Here is a 21,731-nt window from a genome sequence, read left to right as displayed (position 1 = left end):
ATATAATAATAATTAACGAGCATTACAAAAGTACAAACTTTATCCGTATTAGCAAGTATTTTTATTAAAAAAATTAAAATTTTTAACAAAAAACACATAAAACACTAAAATTCAGATTAAAAAAACAATCACAAATAGATAAAAATCATATTAAAATTAAATTTTTATATAAAAACATTAGTTTTTTACTTACAAAATCATAATTTAAGGAAATATTTAAGCAAAATGATAAAAGATTTTATAAAAAATTACTTTAATCATCCCAAAACTTACGATGAAATGTTCCTAAATGGTGACAATTACAGAAATCACTATGCAAATTTCATCAGCAATTTCTCTAAAGAGTCGCTCGAAAACCTAAACAAAAAGGAAGAACTCGCCAAAACGCTATTTATGAGTCAAGGTATTACCTTTACCGTGTATGATAGCGGCGAGGGCATCGAAAAAATCTTTCCTTTTGATATTATCCCGAGAATTATCACTTCAACAGAGTGGTCTTTTATAGAAAAAGGGATAAAACAACGGCTAAAAGCGCTGAATCTTTTCTTGAAAGACATTTACAGCAATCAATTTATTTTAAAAGACCAGATTGTTCCTATAAATGTAATTTATTCTTGTCCGCATTTTTTAAGAGAGATGCACAATGTAAATGTATTACACGATATCTATATCCATATCGCCGGCATAGACCTGATCAGAGATCACGACGGAACATTTTATGTACTGGAAGATAATCTTCGGACACCATCAGGCGTAAGCTATATGCTCGAAAACAGGGAAATTACCAAAAGACTATTCCCCGACCTTATTCCCCAATGTGGTGTAAGAAGTGTAACCGAATACCCGGCCATATTATATAAAAATTTAATGAGCCTCTCTCCGAGGGCCGTTTCGAATCCAACCATTGTACTGTTAAGCCCGGGCATGTATAACTCTGCCTATTACGAACATACTACCCTGGCCCGTCTAATGGGCGTAGAATTGGTAGAAGGACGAGATTTGGTGGTTAAAGACCATAAGGTATTTATGAAAACCACTACAGGCCTGCAACAGGTGGATGTGATTTATCGCCGTGTAGACGACGACTATCTGGATCCGCTGGTTTTTAACCCAAACAGCGTACTCGGCGTAGCAGGCCTGATGGGTGCCTATCGCAAAGGAAATGTAGCCATTATTAATGCAGTAGGCAATGGCGTAGCCGACGACAAGGCGGTTTACACCTATGTACCGGATATGATCAGGTACTACCTGAATGAAGAACCTATATTAAAAAATGTACCCACCTACCAGCTCAGCAATAAAGATGAGCTCGATTATGTTTTTGCAAACATTAATACCATGGTGATTAAAAAAACCAACGGAAGTGGTGGATACGGGATGTTAATGGGACACGCTGCCGGCGAACAGGAAACTGAAGCATACAAAATTGAGATCCTGAAAGATCCACGCAACTTTATCGCCCAACCCACCATCAGCTTGTCTTCTGCCCCGTGTTTTATTAATGGAAAACTGGCGCCACGCAGAATCGATCTTCGCCCATTCGCCTTAAACGGACCAGACGGCATTTCAATTGTGCCAGGTGGTTTAACCAGGGTAGCCTTAAAAGAAGGTTCGCTGGTCGTAAACAGCTCGCAGGGTGGTGGCAGTAAAGATACATGGGTTTTAACTTCTTAGAATACAGAATATGTTAAGTAGAGTTGCATCAAGCTTATATTGGCTAAGCAGATATGTTGAGCGCAGCGACGGTATGCTGCGCATGTTAAAAATAAATTACGCTTCCTCACAAGATACCATACAGGAATTCACCTGGAAGCCTGTAATCAGGATTTTTTCTTCAGATGATGAAAATGAATTACTGAATATCCAGCACGATAGCCGGGCAGTGATCGAATACCTCTTGTTAAACCGTGAAAATCCAAATTCGATTTTAAACATCGTTACGCTGGCGCGAGAAAATGCACGGAGCGTTCAGGAACACATCCCTAAAGATTTATGGCAATGTTTAAACGAATATTACCACACCGTTAAGGACGAAAAATTACTGTGGTATGTACAAAAAGATGATCCGGTTACTGCTTTAGACGTTTTGATTAAACAGGTGATGTTATATAACGGAACCGCCGACAGTGTAATGGAACGCGGAGAAAGCAGAAGTTTCATGAATATTGGCAAACACCTCGAGAGAAGTATACAATCGGTTGATATTCTCGATATTAAATTCAGCTCGATCAGCAGCAATCCAGATTTGCTGACCGATATATCCTACTGGAAACATTTACTATTATCCTTAGGCGGTTATGAGCTCTATTTAAAAACCTACCGGCAGGGTTTCGACGCCAAAAACATCATCGAGCTAGCCATGCTGAACAATGATTTTCCAAGGTCGGCACTGTATGCCATGAATAATATTGAACGGTATTTTAACCGGTTAAAAAGCGAAAGTAATATCGAACATTACAACAACCTCTCTTTTAAAATAGGGCGTTTAAAAAGCATGATTACCTATAGTTCGGTTAACACCATGAACGAAGAGCAATTACATCTTTACCTTACAGAGATCAGGGCCGAACTTTTCGGGATTGGAAACCTGTTAAATGAATATTATTTCGCAAATTCATAAAAAGTATTTTTTTAACCACCGATAAAGACAGAGACGATCCTTTAATTAATTTTTAAATCTGCAGTAACATATAAAAAGCCTTATGCCCATTTTCAAAATCAAACATATCACCAACTACAAATATGAATTGCCGGTTCGCGATAGTGCGAATCAGATTATTTTATTTCCGATTAAAGATGATTTCCAGAAAGTGGTTAAACACGACCTGAATATCTCCGGAAGTCCTGAAATTGAAATTTTTATCGATTATTACGGCAATGAGATTGGTACTTTTACTCAAACTGAGCCCCATACACAATTGAAAATCTTCTCCAAGGTAAGTGTAGAAACCTTTGCAAAACCCTTACCGCAGGATGATATGTTTAGTAGTGAGCAATGGAACAGTTTAAACGCCTTAAAATTTGAAGTGCCCTATATCGATTATTTAAGGCAGGAAAGTTTTGAGGGCATTACCCAGTTAAAGGAAACGGCTTTGACGATCAGGAATACCGAAGACACCCCCTATCAAACCGCGATAAAATATTGTGCCCATGTGTTCAATAATTTCGAATACATTAAAGGCGTAACGGCGGTTGATACCACTATTGATGAAATTTTAAACCTTAAAGCAGGAGTTTGCCAGGATTTCGCGCATATATTAACGGCCATGTTACGCTTAACCGGCATCCCGGCGAGATATGTAAGCGGTTACATTTGCCCCAACCGAGATGGTATGCGCGGCGAAGGTGCAACGCACGCCTGGGCCGAAGCCTATTTACCCGAGTACGGCTGGCTGGGTTTAGATCCGACCAATAACTGTATTGCCAACGAAAACCATGTGCGACTGGCCGTAGGCCGTAACTTTACCGATTGTTCGCCGGTAAAAGGTGTTTACAAAGGTGGTTTCGAGCATATCATGGAAGTTAACGTATCTGTAGGTTATAACGATGAAGATTTTAACGATAACGAAACCTACTTCCAGCCAAAAGAAGTAAACTACCCCAAACCTTCAGGAACGATAAGCACCGCCAGATCGAAAAACAGCTATCAACAATATATGGAAGCCATTCAGCAACAACAGCAACAACAGCAGTAGGCAATTTCCAGCCTTCAATTTGCAGTTGGTAGTTGGTAGTTGGCAGTAGGCAGTAGGCAGTTATCAATTATCAGTTGGCATTTCTCCCTTGTAATATTGGTTACTGATATGATTTTGCTAAAAAACTGTCAACTGAAAGCCGAAAACTGTCAACTGATAAAGTTTTTTTTTCTAAATTTGCGCCTTTTACAAATAACAATATGATTAAGAGACAGCAAATTAAAGATTTATTAAAGTCGACAGCATTTGACACAGAAGTAACGGTTATGGGATGGGTAAGAACTTTCCGTAATAATCAGTTTATTGCATTAAATGACGGGTCTTGCATGAGCAATATCCAGGTTGTGATCGATTTTAATAATTTACCTGATGAGCTGTTAAAAAGAATAACAACTGGTGCGGCCATTTCTGCAACTGGTAAATTAATCGAATCGCTTGGTAAAGGTCAATCTGTTGAAATTAAAGCCACAAGTGTAGAAATTTTAGGTGACAGTGATCCGGAAAAGTTTCCGTTGCAACCCAAAAAACACAGTTTGGAGTTTTTACGCGAGATCGCGCATTTGCGTTTCCGTACCAATACCTTTAATGCCGTTTTTAAAGTGCGTCATGCTTTGGCTTTTGCCATTCACCAATTCTATAACGAACGTGGTTTTGTGTACATGCACACGCCTGTAATTACCGCAAGTGATGCAGAAGGTGCCGGTGAGATGTTTAAAGTAACCACTTTAGATTTCGACAATACCCCACGCAGTGAAGATGGTAAAGTAGATTTCTCACAGGATTTCTTCGCCCGCGCAACCAACTTAACCGTATCGGGACAGTTGGAAGGTGAGTTAGCAGCAATGGCTTTCGGACAAATTTATACTTTCGGTCCTACCTTTAGGGCAGAAAACTCGAATACCACACGCCACCTGGCCGAATTCTGGATGATTGAACCAGAAGTGGCCTTTGCAGATTTAGAAGATAACATGCAGCTGGCAGAAGACATGATGAAGTATGTGATTAAATATGCTTTAGACCACTGCAAAGATGAATTAGAATTCTTAAATACCCGTTTAGCGGAAGAAGATAAACAAAAACCACAGAACGAACGCAGCGAATTTAGCTTGTTAGAGAAATTGGATTTCTGTTTAGCCAACGAATTTGAGCGCTTAACCTATACAGAGGCGATCAGGATTTTAAAATCTTCTAAACCCAACCAGAAGAAACAGTTTAAATACCTAATTGACGAATGGGGTGCCGATTTACAAAGTGAGCACGAACGTTACCTGGTAGAAAAACACTTTAAAAAACCTGTAATCTTAACGGATTATCCTGCTGATATTAAATCGTTCTACATGCGCCAGAATGAGCCGGATGCTGAAGGCAGACAAACGGTTGCTGCGATGGATATCTTATTCCCGGGTATTGGCGAAATGATTGGCGGATCGCAACGTGAAGAACGTTTAGACCGCTTAACTAAACGCATGGAAGATTTAAATATTCCGCAAGACGAACTTTGGTGGTATTTAGATACCCGCCGTTTTGGATCGGCCCCACACTCGGGTTTTGGTTTAGGTTTTGAACGTTTAGTATTGTTCGTAACCGGAATGACCAACATTCGTGATGTAATCGCTTTCCCAAGATTCCCGAAAAACGCAGAGTTTTAGGAAGGTTTAGGGTTTAGGGTTTAGGGTTTAGGGAAAACAAATCTTTTATCAAAGAAGTCAAGTTTTGAAAACTTGACTTCTTTTTTTACGTCATACTGAACTTGTTTTACTGCGTAGCTTTCCGCTTTGCTACAGGTCAGTATCTATCTTGCTATAAAGATCCTGAGCTAAACTCTGGATGACGATCCAATGAGTACGCATCAATCGATTTTTTTTACATCGTCCCATGGGGACGCCTCATGGATAGAAACACCAATTGCCAATTGGTGTTTTCGTTTCGTTAGGAACGTTTGGTGATTAAACCCTTTAATATTTCTTCAGCTCTGTCCACCTAAACCTGATTGACGCGGATGTCGATTTTTGAACGGCAGAAGCAAAAAGCAGGACTGAACAAACCTAAGCACTACTGCCCTACCTTTCCAAAAAATAACTCAAAACCAAAGAAGTCAAGCTTTTAAATGAAACTTAACTTCTTTTTTGCTTAAAAATTTCTGCATTAAAGTTTGAGATTTGTTTTTTGGCATATTTAATCTGTTGTTAGCTGCATAACTATATGGTGGCCAACACCTCCATTGTCTTTTTTTCTTTTTCCGAGATAGTTTTCAGGATATTGGATGCTTGTTCAATGTATTTAAACTCTTTTGTTTCACTTACCTTTTCGAACAGCTGTGACACAGTCGTCCAAAGTGTTGCAATTTCTGTAAATGCCTCCCATCCGGTTTTTAGCTTATCAAGCTCCAGCAATTCATAACTTTCTTTTAAGAAATCACGATACAAATTCCTGAATAATGCGCCACCTGTTCCTGCTTTTTCCATAATCATGGCAGATAGTTTAAATTCATGCTCAATGTTTTTACTCTTTTTAAACCATTTCACAATTTCAGCACTTGTTTTCAAAATCCCTTTATAGGCAATATTCGTAATGGGTGGGTTCAGGTATTCGATGGCATTATTTTTAATCGCTATCGGTATGATCTTTTTTAGATCTGGATTACTCCTTTTGCTAGTCTGTTTGAGCGTATAAAACAGGTTTTTCGAAGCCATAGGTCCTTTTTCAGCCCTCGCCAAGGTTAAACTTTCTAAAGAAGTTTTTACCTCCCCGCCTTGCTGTATTGTATCTACTAAAAAAGCATTTTCATGGTCATAGCCATAAATTGCAGCATAGTGGCCTGCAAAATGAAATGGGTTCGAAAAATATTCTAAATGGTAGCAATCCAATTTCAGTCCTACAACCTGCCCATTATCGAGAAGCTGCTTTACGTTATCCCAGGCTTTTTGTTTTGAAGAAGTTTCCTCAACAGTTAATTCGAGATTTAAATTTTCAGCAATATTTTGTGTCAGCAGATCGGTTTTTATTCTCCCTCCTATAAATGGAAAATCCATTATTTTCATATTCCAATAGATAAACCCAAGCCCTTCACCAAGTCCAAAAAGCATGGGTTCGGAAAGTTCAATCCCCAGTTGCAGCAATAAGGTTCCCGTTGCCGTGGTTTCGCAATGTTGTCCGTTAAAAGGCTTTAAATGCTCAATTTTCATTTTAACTGATTAATCTAAAACATTATATTTTTTTTATTCCGAACGTTCCCAGACGAGAGTGGAAATGATTTAAAATCATAAATCACGGTTTAGGAACATCGTTATTTAGATTTAAATTAATTACATCGTCCCATGGGGACGCCTCATGGGTAGAAACGCCAATTGCCAATTGGTGTTTTCGTTCCGTTAGGAACGTTTGGTGATTAAACCCTTAATATTTCTTCTGCTCTGGCCACCTAAACCTGATTGACGCGGATGCCGATTTTTCATCGGCAGAAGCAAAAAGCAGGACTGAACAAACCCAAGCATTACTGCCCTACCTTTCCAAAAAACCAATGGGTTGCCATACGCTAGACTTCCGAAGTTCTGCCTACGCTTAGCCCCTTTTACACTTCGGATTCATCCTTATCGCCCATCATCATGCATACTATCCCCGTACGGATTAGCATGTGCATAATCTACCGCCGAAACCTTATAATCTGTAGGTGCAAAACTAGCCGAAGTACTGAGTGCCATGCCCAATTCGTAACGCGTTGGATAAGGGGTTTTTAACAAACTACCTGCCGGGATGTATGGAAAACTCTCTAAATAACTCTGCATTACACTCGGACTTACGCGCCTGTTGATGTATGCCCTGCTTAACTGATGCGTTTCCCTTAAACCCGCAGCACCTAATAATTCTACCGCGCTGGCTACGGTTAGGTTATGGAAGTTTTTTACCCGAACGGTTTTATCTTCTACCACAAGGCCTTTCATTAAACTCTGATCCTGTGTAGCCACTCCAGTCGGACAAGTATTGCTATTACACTCCAAAGCCTGGATACAGCCTAAAGCGAACATCATTCCGCGGGCAGCATTACACATATCGGCACCAAGGGCTATATTTTTTACCAGATCGAAGCCCGTTGCCACTTTACCCGAAGCAATAATTTTAATGTGTTTTTTCAGGTCGAAACCATTTAAAACATCATATACAAAAGCTACACCTTCGCGCAGCGGCATCCCTACCGAATTCGAAAACTCCTGAGGTGCCGCACCTGTTCCACCTTCGCCACCATCAACGGTAATAAAATCAGGATAAATACCAGTTTCGACCATGGCTTTACAAATGGCATAAAATTCACTTTTACGACCGATACAAAGTTTAAAGCCTACGGGTTTACCATCCGATAAATCGCGGAGTTTCTTCACAAACTCCAATAAACCAATAGGGGTATTAAAAGCCGAGTGTGCAGGCGGCGACAATACATCTTTACCTTCGGGCACTAAACGGATCCTGGCCACTTCTGGTGTAACCTTTTTAGCGGGTAACATACCACCATGACCTGGTTTAGCCCCTTGAGAGAGTTTAATCTCGATCATTTTCACCTGATCGGTTTTGGCCCGCTCAGCATAAGCATCGTAATTAAAGGTGCCATCGGCATTACGGCAACCGAAATAACCGGTACCAATCTGCCAGATTAAATCGCCACCTGGCTGACGGTGATAATCGCTGATTCCACCTTCTCCCGTGTTATGTGCAAAGTTGCCCATTTTAGCACCACCATTTAAAGCCAGAATAGCATTCTGACTTAATGAGCCAAAGCTCATGGCCGAAATATTATAAATACTGGCAGAGTAAGGTTTTTTACAATCTGGTCCGCCAACAATAACACGTGGATCTAAATTTAATTCGTGGTGAGAAATCGCAGCAATGCTATGACTTAACCATTCGTAACCATTATCGTAAACATTTAACTGCGTACCGAATGGAATGGTATCGTTATCTTTTTTAGCACGCTGATAAATGAGCGAGCGGTTTAACCTGCTGTAAGGTGTACCGTTGGTATCGCTCTCTACAAAATATTGATACACTTTCGGCCGCAGTTCTTCCATAAAATACCTCAAACGGCCAAAAACCGGATAGTTCCTGACAATACTATGCTTGGGCTGGTATAAATCGTAAATACCCAGAATAACAAAAGGACCAGTAAAAATGAATGTCCACCATAAAAAGGGATGATACAAGCCCAGCATAATGGTTAGGGCGATTAAAAATGCGGCAATCGCGACGAAAGCTTTTCTCATAATAATAGATTAGCGTATGTTTTGTTAGTACAAAGATTAGGATTATTAAACAACTGACACCATTAATTTGTTATTTTTACGCTATGCTTATTAAGATATATCCAGAGAACCCGAACGAAAGAGCCATTGAACAAGTTGTTGAAGTGTTGAAGAAAGGTGGTTTAATTATCTATCCAACCGATACCATTTACGGTTTGGGCTGCGATATCACCAATCCGAAAGCGATCGAAAAAATCTGCCGTTTACGTGGCATCAAACCCGAAAAGGCCAACTTTTCTTTCATCTGTCACGATTTAAAGCACATTTCCGATTATATCAAGCCAATTGACAATACCACCTTCAGGGTGTTAAAAAAAGCTTTACCCGGGCCATTTACCTTTATCTTTAACGCCAATAATAATGTACCCAAGTTACTCAGTTCCAACAAAAAAACGGTCGGTATCCGTGTGCCCGACAACAATATTGCACGCTGTATTGTAAAAGAACTGGGCAATCCTATCCTATCTACTTCCATAAAGGATGATGATGATGTAATTGAATATTCAACCGATCCCGAGTTGATTCATGAAAAATACGAAGACCTGGTCGACCTGGTAATCGACGGTGGTTACGGCGATAACGAAGCCTCTACCGTGATTGATTGCACCACGGGCGAGTTCGAAGTAATCCGTGAGGGTAAGGGGAATATTGAGGAGTATTTGTAAGCTCTTGTCGTATAAGCCAGACCGCCTATTTTACGAGGATTGTTAGATTGATTTTTTTTTGGAAGTGACGGTTTCAGTTCCCTGTGGCGGCCTCCAGCCCTCCTTTACACTTCAAGTCCTCCCCGATAAAAATCGAGATGCGGGCTTTCCGTTTCAATCAGGCTTAGTAACAAAGGGTGTTTTATCAAACGAGGGAATGACGACCATATTATCACTACCCCCTGCCCCCTAAATTCTATTGATGCCTGGTCTATACGCCACGCTATCTGCACCCTGCTATCCGGCCTGGCAGATTTTCGCAGAAATAAGCATTGAAATTCCTGCATAAAACTTTCAACACCCCATAGCCCAAGGCAATATACAGTCCCGATTTTTCATCGGGGCCTCCATATTGCCGCAATAAGAATTTTGATAGCTTAGTTCAAGAAAGGATGCAAGCCTTGGGCTTTTGTTACTTTTGGGCCAAGCCAAAAGTAAGAGCCCCTTCGGCGGCGGTGAGCCGAGGCAAGCCCGAGCCTGGGGCAAAGAATAGCAAATGCATAAGATTAGCTTCTCTGAGCACTTCGTGGTTCTCACCTGCGCGGGAATGACGACCGTGTTGTTGTAGCTTATAACCACCCCCAGCCCCTCCTTGAAAATAAGGAGGGGAGCTCCCACCCATAGCTTTAAGGTTGCCGCCTGCGCGGGAATGACGATGGTATTATAACTGCCCCTAAATTCTACTCATGCGGGTTTATGCTCCACGCTATCTGCACCCTGCCATCCGGCCTCGGATATGATGGAAGGAGAAAACGTTAAAGCTTTTGCACCTCCTTTCAACATACTACTGCCCCGAGGCAGCACGCCCTTTCCGACCCTTCGTCGGAACTTGTGCTGGCGACCAATAAAGCTTTGACGAATTTATCCTACATCAGATCCCGGCCTTGATTGTTTGTTTCTTTATCATCAAGGATAAAGAAAGAGCCCCTTCGGCGGCGGTGGACCTGTACCGATTTTTCATCGGTAGCCGAGGCAAGCCCGAGCCTGGGGCAAAGAATAGCAAATGCATAAGATTAGCTTCGCTGAGCACTTTGTGGTTCTCACCTGCGCGGGAATGACGACCGTGCTGTAGCTTATAACCACCCCCAGCCCCTCCTTGAAAATAAGGAGGGGAGCTCCCACCCATAGCTTTAAGGTTCCCGCCTGCGCGGGAATGACGACCGTATTATAGCGAGCGTCTTATCCCCCTATCCGCCTTCGGCACCTTTCCCCTGAAAGGGAAAGGACTAAAAGACAAATTACTGCACCCTGCAATATGCACCTTGCTATCCGGCCTGGCAGATTTTTGCAGAAATAAGCATTGAAATTCTTGCATAAACCCCTCAACACCCCACAGCCCAAGGCAATATACAGTCCCGATTCTTCATCGGGGCCTCCATATTGCCGCAATAAGAATTTCGATAGCTTAGTTCAAGAAAGGATGCAAGCCTTGATTGTTTGTTTCTTTATCATCAAGGATAAAGAAAGAGCCCCTTCGGCGGCGGTGGACCTGTACCGATTTTACATCGGTAACCGAGGCAAGCCCGAGCCTGGGGCAAGCCCGAGCCTGGGGCAAGCCCTAGATTAGGGCTAAACCTAGACCAAGCATTAACGCCATTTACAAGATTGCTTCGTCGGCTGAAAAAGCCTTCTCGCAATGACGAACTCGTTGCTAAAATTCATCACATCAACTCCTTTTTCTGCAAAAAACTTTCCCAAAAAAGCACAGTAACGTCTGCATAAACGAAAAATTACCTTATATTATATTTATTTTTCCACATTTCACCGAATTAACATTAAGTTAATCTGATAATTAGGCATTTGCATATACATTTGTTGTAAACAAAACTTATTATATGAAAAGACCTTTACTTCTCATTTTATTTTTTCTGGTTTTCTCTAATTATTTATTTGCCCAGGTTTCATTAACGGCAATCAATACGGCTAAATCAGAGAATTTTGACGGCATGACCGCAACCGGGACTTCATTAGTTGCCGGGTGGAGCGCCGTTAAAGCCAGTGGCACAAGCGCTGCTGCCGTTGGTTCGGCCTTAACCTTAGCCGTTTACAGCACTTCATCGAATGCTGGCGCTGCCTACAACGCAGGAACAGCTGGAGCGGCCGACCGTTCTTTAGGAAGCCTGGCCTCTGGTGCCCTGGTACCAAGATTTGGTGCCGGATTCCAGAATAATACTGGTGCAACCGTAACTTCAATCGATTTATCGGGTGTGATGGAACAGTGGAGAACCGGTTCAACCGCCACCGTTAACGAAAAACTAAATTTCGAATACAGTTTTAATGCCACCAGTATTGCCGATGCAGCAGCCACCTGGCTACCGCTTAGCGGCATGGACCTTAACGAAAAGTTAACCACAACTACCGCCGCAGCTGGCATTGACGGCAACTTAGCAGCAAATCAAACCGCTATTTCAGCAAGCATCACTGCAATTAGCTGGGCAAATGGAGCCACGCTTTATATCCGCTGGACAGATACTGACGATTTAGGAAGCGATGGTATTTACACGATCGACGATTTTAGTATCACGCCAAAAGGCAGTGTTAGCGCTACACCAGTGATATCAGCGTCAAATACAACATTGGTTTTTGGCGATCAGAACATCAATTCAAATTCTACCGCACAAAGTTACACCTTGGGTGGAGCCAATTTAACGGCAGGTGTTTCAGTAAATGCGACAGCACCTTTCTTTGTTTCAAAAGACAATACTACCTTCAGCAGTTCCATCAGCTATACTACAGGCGAAGTTGCCACATCACCATTGGTATATGTGCGTTTCAGTCCAACAGCTGCCGGCAATGCCAGCGGTAATGTTACCCATAGCAGCACTGGCGCTACCCCTGTTAATGTTGCGGTAAGTGGAAACGGCTTATCAACCATTTTAACACTAAACCAAACGGCTTTCGATTTTGGCTCGCAAAATACAGGCACCAATTCTACAGCACAAAGCTTTACCCTATCCGCAACAGGCTTAACCGATGTGGTGAATATTACCACAACAGCACCTTTTTATCTTTCGAAAGATAATGTTACCTATAATATTTCCTTAGTGTATACGGCGGCTGAGCTGGCCACAAGCAAAACGGTTTCGGTACGATTTAGCCCAACAACAGCTTCACCAGTATCGGGTAATATCAGTATCTCGAGCACTGGTGCAGCCACACAGAACATCACTACCGCAGGTGTAGGTACAACACCACCTGCAGCGCCAACGCATATTGTCATATCAGAAGTATATGGCGGTGGCGGAAACACGGGGGCAACTTACAAAAACGACTTTATCGAATTATATAACCCGGGTAACACAGCGGTTGATTTAACCGGCTGGAGTGTACAGTATTTAAATGCTGCCGGAACCGGAGCCTGGGCCAAAACAGATTTAACCGGCAGTATACCGGCTAAAAGTTTCTATCTGGTTCAGGAAGCTGTTGGAGCAGGCGGAACGGTTAATTTACCTACACCTGATGCCACCGGAATTTTAGCCCTTTCGGGTACCACCGGAAAAGTAATTTTGAGCAGCTCAAATGTGCTTTTAACCGGCGCTAACCCGGCCACGGCTGTGGTTATCGATAAAGTAGGCTTTGGTCCAACGGCCACAGGTTTTGAAACCGCACCTACACCGGTAATTTCCAATACCACTTCAATCGAACGTAAAGCCAGTGCAACTTCAACCGCGGCTACTTTAGCCCTGGGTGGTGCAGAAGAGTTTAATGGAAACGGTTACGATACCGATAACAACCTTAACGATTTTGTAGTTACTGCCCCAAATCCTCAAAACAGTACCGTAAAAGAACCAACTGGTGCCAACCATGTGGTCATTTCTGAAGTTTATGGCGGTGGTGGTAATACCGGCGCTACCTATAAAAACGACTTTATCGAATTATACAACCCAACACTTAGTGCTGTCGATTTAACAGGCTGGAGCGTGCAATATGCAAGTGCTACAGGTACTGGCAGCTGGACAGCCACCACCTTATCAGGTTCTATTGCGCCAAAAGGTTTTTACCTCATCCAACAGTCTGCAGGTACAGGTGGTACATTGGATTTACCAACGCCTGATAAGATTGGTACACTTAATTTATCGGGTACAGCAGGAAAAGTATTGTTAAGCAATTCGGTTACCCCTCAAACCGGCGCTAACCCGGTTAGTGCAAATATTATTGATAAAGTTGGTTTCGGAACAGCAAATGGTTTTGAGGGTACTGCCCCTGCCCCCGCTACAACCAATACTTCATCAATAGAAAGGAAAGCGAGTTCAACCTCTGATGCCACCACTATGGGCATTGGCGGTACAGAAGAGTTTGCCGGTAATGGATATGATAGCGATGAGAATTCGTTGGATTTTGTATTGAGGGCTCCAAATCCGCAAAACACTTCGGTAACCGAACCCGCTTCAATGTCTGGTCCTTATTTGGTGGTCACGCCAAAAACTTTAGCCTTCAGCAATCAGGCCATCAACACCACTTCAGCAGCTAAAACTTATGTCTTATCTGCCGGTAACTTAACCAATGCCACTACCTTAACCACAGCGGCACCTTATGCTATCTCGAAAGATAACGTAACCTTTTCTACCACATTAAGTTATAGTGTGGCAGATTTGGCCACCAACCAAACGGTGTATGTAAAATTCAGTCCAACGGCGGTGGGCAATTCAACCGGTGCTGTTTTACATGCCAGTGCAGGTGCAACTTCGGTTTCCCTTTCGTTAAGCGGTCCGGCGGTTGATCCTAACCAAACGGCTTTCAACTTCGAAAACTGTACCACGGTGGGTAGCGGAGCCTTATCCGATGGCTTTTATCAATACAGCGTAACCGGTGCACAAACCTGGGGCTGTACCACTACTTTCGGACATGATGCGACCGACCCTACAGGTGTGGCAAGCGCAGGAAATGCCCTGCAGATTAATGGTTATTCAGGTGGTAATATTTTAAATGAGGATTGGTTAATCTCACCAGCTTTAAATATCTCTTCGTTTAACTATGCCATTTTATCTTTCTGGACAAGATCTGCTTTCGCAGGAGATAAATTACAACTCAAAATCTCAACAAATTATACCGGTTCAGGCAATCCTGCACTGGCTACCTGGACCAGCTTAGATGGTAAATTCCCTGAAACGGGTACCGATAAATGGACCAAATCGGATAATATAGATTTATCCGCCTATAAAGCAACGCCAGTTTATGTGGCTATTGTATATAATTCGACCACCTCATCGGCCAGCCGCTGGACTGTTGATGATTTCGCCGTAACCAATTCCAACACGCCACCAGCAGTTGATATCAGCACTTCGCCGTCTAGCGTCAGTTTTGGTTTCCAGGCAGCCAACACCACTTCAGCAGCCAGCACCTTTGGTTTCTCTGCAGGTAACTTGACGGGCGATGTAACCTTAACCGCTCCGGCTAACTTTACCTTATCTAAAACCAGTACCGGAACCTACAGCAGTACCATTACTTATCCCAAAGCCGATATCAACAATACTTCGCCAACCGTTTATGCTAAATTTTCGCCAACGGTGGTGAATACGAGTTATACCGGAAATGTAAGCATTGCCACTGCCGGCTCGGCAAACAAAACCGTAGCCTTTAGCGGAAATACTTTCGATATCGCCAATACCTTAGAAGTGGTCAACTGGAACATCGAATGGTTTGGCAGCCCGGCTCAGGATCCATCAAATGATGTACAGCAGGCCGCCAATGTTAAAACCATCGTGAACAACCTAAATGCAGATATTTATGGTTTCGCAGAGGTGGTAGATACTACGTTGTTTAGAAACACCGTTTTACCGGCCGGATACAATGTTTTATTCAGCGAGTTCGGATCCTATGCCGATGATAAAGCCGATGCAGATTATCCGCTGGCGCAGAAACTGGCTTTTATGTACCGTACCGATCTGATTAAACCCATTTCAACTTTAGACATTTTAAGAGATACTTATAACCCTGCTATACCGGCAACCAGTGCCGATGGCACCCCTTACAAAAACTGGTCGTCGGGCCGTTTCCCTTACCTGATGCAGGCGCAGGTGAAAATCAACAATAAATTGGATACGGTTTATTTTGTCGAGATCCATGCCAAAGCAAACACTGGTACCACCGCCGACCAGATTGATGCCTACAACCGCAGAAAAGGCGGCAATAAACAAATGAAAGACTGGTTAGACGCTAACCTTGCCGGTAAAAAGGTAATTATTCTCGGCGATTTTAACGACGTACTGGATGCGGATAAAACCATTGCACCAATGCCAGGCACCGGAACTTCCTATTCAGATTTCACCCAGGATGTGGCTAATTATTTCCCGGTTACCTTACCTTTAAGTTTAGCAGGAAAACAATCTACAGCCGGATTTAATACCGTAATTGATAACGTCATCATCACCAAAAGCCTTAACCTCAACTATATCCCGGCCTCAGCCGAGGTTTTAGATGCCGTTAAAAACCTGGTGACCAATTACAGCTCTACCACCACCGATCACTATCCGATTAAAACGAGGTATTTATTCGGCAATGGTGCGCCTACCCTCGATGCGGTAGCCAACCAGGCTGTTTGTTATAGCTCAGCCAACCAAAGCCTGGCTTTAACCGGAATTTCGGCTGGTCCTGAAACGGCACAAAACACTACACTTTCGGTTAGTGCTGATAACGCCAACCTGTTTGATGTATTAACGGTAGCCGCAAACGGCGCTGACAAAGGCACCATTACTTATCACTTAAAAAACAATGTAAGTGGTGTAGCCAATATTACCGTTACGGTAATGGATAACGGCGGGACAGATTTTGGAGGGGTAAATAAAACCACCAAAACCTTCAAATTAACGGTTAGCTCAACCGCTACAGCAACCGTTACAGGTACTGCTGCAGTGTGTTTAAATGGCGCTGCCCAAACCATCACCTTTACCGGCGCAAACGGAACTGCCCCTTATACCTTTACCTATAACATTAACGGCGGAACAAATCAAACAGTAAGCACTATAGGCACAAGCGCTTCGGTAACGGTTTCGGCCCCAGCTAACGTTGCGGGTACCTTTGCCTATAACTTAGTAAACGTTAAAGATGCAAACTGTGGTCAGCCACAAAGCGGAACGGCAACCATCACGGTGAGAACCCTGGCAACAGCCAGCATTTCGGGTTCAACTGCCGTACCGAACTTAGCAGCCGCACCAAATATTACCTTTACCGGTGCAAACGGAACGGCACCATACACCTTCACCTACAACATTAATGGCGGCACAAACCAAACGATTAGCTCAACCGGAAACACGGCAACAGTGGCCGCACCAACGACTACGGTAGGCACATTTGTTTACAATTTAGTTAGCGTGGCCGATGTAAACTGTAGCCAGGCACAAACGGGTTCGGCAACGGTGCTGATACGCCCTTTACCGGTAGCCAGCATTGCGGGTACAACCTCAGTATGTAACTTCGGCACCTCTCCCAACATTACCTTTACCGGCTCAGCAGGTACCGCGCCTTATACCTTTACTTACACGATAAATGGCGGTAGTAACCGTACGATAACCACCAATTCAACTACCGTTACAGTGAGCGCCCCGACCAATACACCGGGTACCTTTACCTATACACTGGTGAGCGTGGCCGATGCTTATGCCAGTCAGCTGCAAACCGGAACAGCCACCGTAACCGTAAATGCTTTACCGGTAGTGTCCATCAGCAGTAATAAAGGGCTTACGATCTCTAAAGGCGATGCCCTGATTTTAACGGCAACGGGCGGCGCACAATACAGCTGGACAGGTCCTGAAATCACCAGCGGACAAAATGCGGCAGCGGTAACCGTCCGGCCAAAACAAAGCGGCACCTATAAAGTAACGGTAACCAATGCCAGTGGTTGTGTAAGCGATCAAACGATTTCGATAAGCGTCACCGAAGATTATAAATTAGAAGCCAGTACCGTGGTCACGCCAAATGGCGATGGTTATAATGATAAGTTTATCGTCAAAAACATCGATTATTATCCAAATAATACCCTGAAGATATTCGATAAGGCCGGGCGGGTTTTATATACTAAACAAACTTATGCCAACGATTGGGATGGAACGATAAACGGTAGCCCTTTAAGTGAAGGTACCTACTACTACATCATCGATCTCGGTAAGGGCATCGGCACATTCAAAGGTTTTATCAACATCATTAGAGACTAATTACAGACATGAAAGCAATTATCAAAAACATAAAGCAAATGCGTCGCGTAACGTTTCTAGTTGCGGCCGGCACATTATTTTTAAATACCGCGAAGGCACAGATCCTTCCGCTCAATGCACAATATTTCCAGAACCGTTACCTGGTTAATCCATCCATGGCAGGTATTACCGAAGGTTTTAACATCAACGGCAGTTTCCGTAAACAATGGTCTAACATCCCCGGCGCACCCATTACCCAGAGTGTAACTTTAGATCAACAGGTGAATAAAGTGGGCTGGGGCGTGAACATCTACAACGAGAAATCGGGCGGTATACAGCGCACCAAAGCCGTAGGAACTTTTGCCTACCACCTTCCCTTAAACAGCGAGGACCAGAAACTAAACTTCGGGATCTCTTTTGGCGCCAGTCAGGATAAACTCGATTTAAGCAGTGTAAGAAACAGCGATATTAACGATCCGTCCATCGCCCGTTTTAACGACCGGGGTTATTACCTAGACGGCGATTTCGGGATCTCTTACACCTCGAAAGGCTTAACCGTAGAAGGTGCCATTCCAAACATGCGTTCGGTGTTCAGAAAAGACGATTTAAATTTTGCCGATAAACCCACCTTTTATTCAGCAGTGAGTTATAAGTTCATGCTGGGATCGGGTATCAACGGCATCAGTCTCGAGCCTAAAGGTGTTTTCAGGGGGATCAAAAATTACGAAAATTTATGGGATGCCGGTTTGAATGCAAATTTTGCCAACGATAAACTGTACGTCATGGCCATGTACCACAACACGCAAAATGCAACCGTTGGTTTCGGCATGAACTACAAATCGACCTTATATTTCATGGCTTATTACAATACGGCAACTTCGGCCATCAGTGGTTACACCGACGGCGATTTCGAAGTGAATATCCGTGTGAATATTGGTAAGAAACGATAATTTTTGTTTTACAAAAAAGGTCGTCCTCCCCGCGCTGGAGGGGATCTTAATGCACCAATATGCGTCATGCTGATCTTGTTTCAATTTTAAAGAAAGGGTCGTCATCCCCGCGCAGGCGGGGATCTTAATGCAATAGATAATAAAAATTATCTTCGATGAACACAAGCTCAGCATGACAACCGAACAAAGCCGCAGATTTATGATCTGCGGCTTTTTGTTTATATCATTAACCCCTAACCCCTATCCGCCTTCGGCACCTTTCCCCTGAAAGGGAAAGGACTAAAAGACAAATTGTCGCGTCCTGCAATATGCACCTTGCTATCCGGCATGGCAGATTTTCGTAGGAAAAAGCACGTAAATCTGTACACTCCCTCTCGTTACCTCACAACCCAAGGCAGAATCAAGCGGGTGCGTGGGGATAAACGAGGGTAAGAGCCTCGATGCTGCCGCAATTGAGATTTCCGTAGGTTTTTACAAGAAAAGATGCAAGCCTTGGGTTTTTGTTACTTTTGGGCCAAGCCAACCTGCAAAGCAAGCTTGAAGACCTATAAAAACATAAACACAGCTGAAAAAAGTAAGAGCCCTTCGGCGGCGGTGGACCTGTACCGATTTTTCATCGGTAGCCGAGGCAAGCCCGAGCCTAGGGTAAAACCTACAATTGTCATTCTGAACGCAGTGAAGAATCTTTCGGTAAAAGATCCTTCGTGCCTCAGGATGACAGAAAATTGTTAGAAGCAAAAACGATGGAGTCACTGCCGTATCAATCGCAGATAACCCATAGTAGTAAGATTGCTTCCTCGGCTGAAAAAGCCTCATCGCAATGACGGACTTATTGTTGTAATAGAATGACGACCGTATTAGCACCTTACATTTCCTCACAAAAAACACCCCTTTTCCCTTCCCTTTCACTATTTTTACCCCTATGGCTAAATTAATCAATCTGGAAGCATTTCAGCGTTTCTTCCGCTCCGGACAAGTAGGTGGTTTTTTATTATTGATCTGCGTAGCCATTTCTCTGATAATCGCCAACACCACTGCCAAAGATGCTTTCATGCATTTCCTCGACATTAAACTGGGTTTTGGCCCGGTAAACTACAGCATTTTAGCCTGGATTAACGATGCCCTGATGGCCATTTTCTTTTTATTGGTCGGCCTCGAAATCAAACGCGAACTGATAGAGGGCGAATTATCTTCTGTAAAAAGTGCAGCCTTACCCGTAATCGCGGCCCTGGGCGGCATGCTCGTACCGGCATTAATTTATTCCCTCTTTAATAAAGGCGAAGCCTCCGCATCAGGCTGGGGCATCCCCATGGCTACCGATATTGCCTTTGCCCTCGCCATTATTGCGATGCTCGGTAAAAGTGTACCCACCAGTTTAAAAATCTTCCTGGCCGCACTGGCCATTGTCGACGATCTCGGGGCCATTCTCGTGATCGCGATTTTTTATACGAAACAGATTCATTTCGAATACCTCGCCATGGCTGGAGGCATCCTCGTGCTTTTAGGACTGATGAACTATTTCGGCGTCAAGAAACTGGTATTCTACCTCATCCCGGGCATCTTCCTCTGGTATTTCATCCACCACTCGGGCATCCATGCCACCATTGCAGGGGTACTGCTGGCTTTTACCATCCCCACCAACGAAACATACGAAGAGTCGCCTTTGGAAAAACTGGAGCATTTTTTAACCACCCCGGTCAACTACATCATTATGCCAATTTTCGCTTTGGCCAATACCAATATCACTTTCCAGAAAGAAATGCTCGCCGGACTGCTTTCACCCCTCGGTCTCGGCATTATCATCGGTTTATTTGCAGGCAAAACCATTGGCGTAACCTTTTTCAGCTGGTTAGCCGTGAAATTAAAATGGGCCAATCTCCCTACAGGCGCAGGCTGGAAACATGTATGGGGTTTGGGTATGCTCGCCGGAATCGGTTTTACCATGTCGATCTTTATTGCCCTGCTTTCTTTTAGCGATGCGTTGCATGTATCCGAAGCGAAGTTTGCCATCCTAACGGCTTCGATCCTATCGGGTGTGCTAGGTTTTGTGTTTTTGAAATCGGTGAAAAGGGATTAACGGTACATTAACCGCAAAGGGGATTCGCAAGGAAAAGTACTAGCCAGGAAAAAATACAATGAAGTTGTATCATAAATGCGATTTAACTTTAGATGCCTTAATTTTGAGCTGGCCGAAACACCTTAAAGCATATTTAAGAGGCCCTTCGGTAAGCTCCCGTAGGAATCCTTTGGACAAGGAAGACAATTATATATTTATAATACAGCCTTATTAATCATATAACTATTTAGCATATATCATTTGCAGACACCTAATATTTTCTTCTAACTGCGAAATCAATGCTTCTTTATTATCTAATAATTTAGCATATAAAGCTTCAACATTCCTTATTTCATCTTTGAAGTTTCGATATAAATTAAATAATTCTTGTTGTATCGGTTTAGTTTTCGCTTGACTGTTTTCAAAGTCAACAGTATCTAAAATATCTATTAACGTGACTTCTAGTATTTCCGACACTTGAATGAGTCTTTCTACGGATAATTTGGTTTGATTATTTTCGATTTTGGACTAGCTTATTTACCAATGCGATTTATTCCTAACTAAAAATTATTATTTTCGTTTTGCATATATAAATATTTATGAGAATCTTTTTAATGTTAAGCATTTTACTTAACCTTAGTGTTCAGGCCATGGCACAAACATTAACCGCACAATATACCGTTACCCGTCAGTATGATATGCAAATTGCAGGGAATAAAACCAAGTCTGTTACTATTGAGTTTACTGGTCATTTCTATAAAAACAAAAACCGTTATATTTATTATGACACGCCAAATTTTCTAAAAATCTATCCAGATGGAGTCATCAAAGTGTGTATTTCAGTGAAAGTGACCCCTCTGTTTCGGGCCAAACTGGCCACCAATTTGGTTACCGGATCATGCACAT

12 protein-coding genes are annotated in these 21,731 nt (G+C 43.0%); 9 read left to right on the top strand and 3 right to left on the bottom strand.

Annotated features, from left to right (window positions below; all coding sequences use genetic code 11):
* Window positions 1-225: 225 nt before the first annotated feature.
* The 4 genes from AC07YT_RS24280 (at window position 226) to asnS (ending at window position 5,344) form a co-directional block, all read left to right on the top strand.
* Complete coding sequence (locus tag AC07YT_RS24280; protein WP_086545545.1) at window positions 226-1,674, top strand: circularly permuted type 2 ATP-grasp protein; 1,449 nt, start codon at window positions 226-228, stop codon at window positions 1,672-1,674.
* Between the two features lie 10 nt (window positions 1,675-1,684).
* On the top strand, window positions 1,685-2,620 hold the full coding sequence (locus tag AC07YT_RS24275; protein WP_086545544.1) for an alpha-E domain-containing protein: 936 nt from the start codon (window positions 1,685-1,687) through the stop codon (window positions 2,618-2,620).
* A gap of 82 nt (window positions 2,621-2,702) precedes the next feature.
* Entirely contained in the window at window positions 2,703-3,695 is a 993-nt protein-coding gene (locus AC07YT_RS24270) for a transglutaminase family protein (RefSeq protein ID WP_086545543.1), read from the top strand.
* 200 nt (window positions 3,696-3,895) lie between these two features.
* Window positions 3,896-5,344 (top strand): asparagine--tRNA ligase, encoded by a 1,449-nt coding sequence (gene asnS, locus AC07YT_RS24265; RefSeq protein ID WP_086545542.1) that lies wholly within the window; start codon window positions 3,896-3,898, stop codon window positions 5,342-5,344.
* Window positions 5,345-5,893: 549 nt separating this feature from the next.
* On the opposite strand, the gene AC07YT_RS24260 is transcribed toward asnS, so the two are convergent.
* Complete coding sequence (locus tag AC07YT_RS24260) at window positions 5,894-6,880, bottom strand: BtrH N-terminal domain-containing protein (RefSeq protein ID WP_086545541.1); 987 nt, start codon at window positions 6,878-6,880, stop codon at window positions 5,894-5,896.
* Window positions 6,881-7,285: 405 nt separating this feature from the next.
* Window positions 7,286-8,947: an FMN-binding glutamate synthase family protein gene (locus tag AC07YT_RS24255; protein ID WP_086545540.1), complete on the bottom strand. Its 1,662-nt coding sequence runs from the start codon at window positions 8,945-8,947 to the stop codon at window positions 7,286-7,288.
* A gap of 83 nt (window positions 8,948-9,030) precedes the next feature.
* Between AC07YT_RS24255 and AC07YT_RS24250 the strand changes: the two genes are divergently transcribed.
* The 4 genes from AC07YT_RS24250 to nhaA all read left to right on the top strand — a co-directional run bounded on the left by AC07YT_RS24250 (window position 9,031) and on the right by nhaA (window position 20,846).
* The gene (locus AC07YT_RS24250; protein ID WP_086545539.1) at window positions 9,031-9,651 is read left to right on the top strand and encodes an L-threonylcarbamoyladenylate synthase; all 621 of its coding nucleotides are present in this window, start codon (window positions 9,031-9,033) and stop codon (window positions 9,649-9,651) included.
* A gap of 1,874 nt (window positions 9,652-11,525) precedes the next feature.
* Entirely contained in the window at window positions 11,526-17,840 is a 6,315-nt protein-coding gene (locus tag AC07YT_RS24245; RefSeq protein ID WP_086545536.1) for a lamin tail domain-containing protein, read from the top strand.
* 8 nt (window positions 17,841-17,848) lie between these two features.
* Complete coding sequence (locus AC07YT_RS24240; RefSeq protein ID WP_086545535.1) at window positions 17,849-18,769, top strand: PorP/SprF family type IX secretion system membrane protein; 921 nt, start codon at window positions 17,849-17,851, stop codon at window positions 18,767-18,769.
* Window positions 18,770-19,691: 922 nt separating this feature from the next.
* Complete coding sequence (nhaA, locus tag AC07YT_RS24235; protein WP_086545533.1) at window positions 19,692-20,846, top strand: Na+/H+ antiporter NhaA; 1,155 nt, start codon at window positions 19,692-19,694, stop codon at window positions 20,844-20,846.
* Window positions 20,847-21,068: 222 nt separating this feature from the next.
* On the opposite strand, the gene AC07YT_RS24230 is transcribed toward nhaA, so the two are convergent.
* Complete coding sequence (locus AC07YT_RS24230; RefSeq protein ID WP_086545532.1) at window positions 21,069-21,302, bottom strand: hypothetical protein; 234 nt, start codon at window positions 21,300-21,302, stop codon at window positions 21,069-21,071.
* A gap of 122 nt (window positions 21,303-21,424) precedes the next feature.
* Between AC07YT_RS24230 and AC07YT_RS24225 the strand changes: the two genes are divergently transcribed.
* A partial coding sequence (locus tag AC07YT_RS24225; RefSeq protein ID WP_494945567.1) for a hypothetical protein occupies window positions 21,425-21,731 on the top strand: 307 nt, incomplete at its 3' end.

The sequence above is a fragment of the Pedobacter sp. GW460-11-11-14-TSB4 genome, from assembly GCF_059423705.1.
Note: the sequence above shows the minus strand (reverse complement) of the source record. Positions and strands in the feature narration are given on the sequence as shown.

Bases quoted from the DNA above. Each gene is read 5' to 3' on its own strand.
- AC07YT_RS24240 (WP_086545535.1), top strand. From the start codon at position 17,849: ATGAAAGCAATTATCAAAAACATAAAGCAAATGCGTCGCGTAACGTTT.
- AC07YT_RS24255 (WP_086545540.1), bottom strand. From the start codon at position 8,947: ATGAGAAAAGCTTTCGTCGCGATTGCCGCATTTTTAATCGCCCTAACC.
- AC07YT_RS24270 (WP_086545543.1), top strand. From the start codon at position 2,703: ATGCCCATTTTCAAAATCAAACATATCACCAACTACAAATATGAATTG.
- AC07YT_RS24250 (WP_086545539.1), top strand. From the start codon at position 9,031: ATGCTTATTAAGATATATCCAGAGAACCCGAACGAAAGAGCCATTGAA.
- AC07YT_RS24275 (WP_086545544.1), top strand. From the start codon at position 1,685: ATGTTAAGTAGAGTTGCATCAAGCTTATATTGGCTAAGCAGATATGTT.
- AC07YT_RS24260 (WP_086545541.1), bottom strand. From the start codon at position 6,880: ATGAAAATTGAGCATTTAAAGCCTTTTAACGGACAACATTGCGAAACC.
- AC07YT_RS24245 (WP_086545536.1), top strand. From the start codon at position 11,526: ATGAAAAGACCTTTACTTCTCATTTTATTTTTTCTGGTTTTCTCTAAT.
- asnS (WP_086545542.1), top strand. From the start codon at position 3,896: ATGATTAAGAGACAGCAAATTAAAGATTTATTAAAGTCGACAGCATTT.
- AC07YT_RS24280 (WP_086545545.1), top strand. From the start codon at position 226: ATGATAAAAGATTTTATAAAAAATTACTTTAATCATCCCAAAACTTAC.
- nhaA (WP_086545533.1), top strand. From the start codon at position 19,692: ATGGCTAAATTAATCAATCTGGAAGCATTTCAGCGTTTCTTCCGCTCC.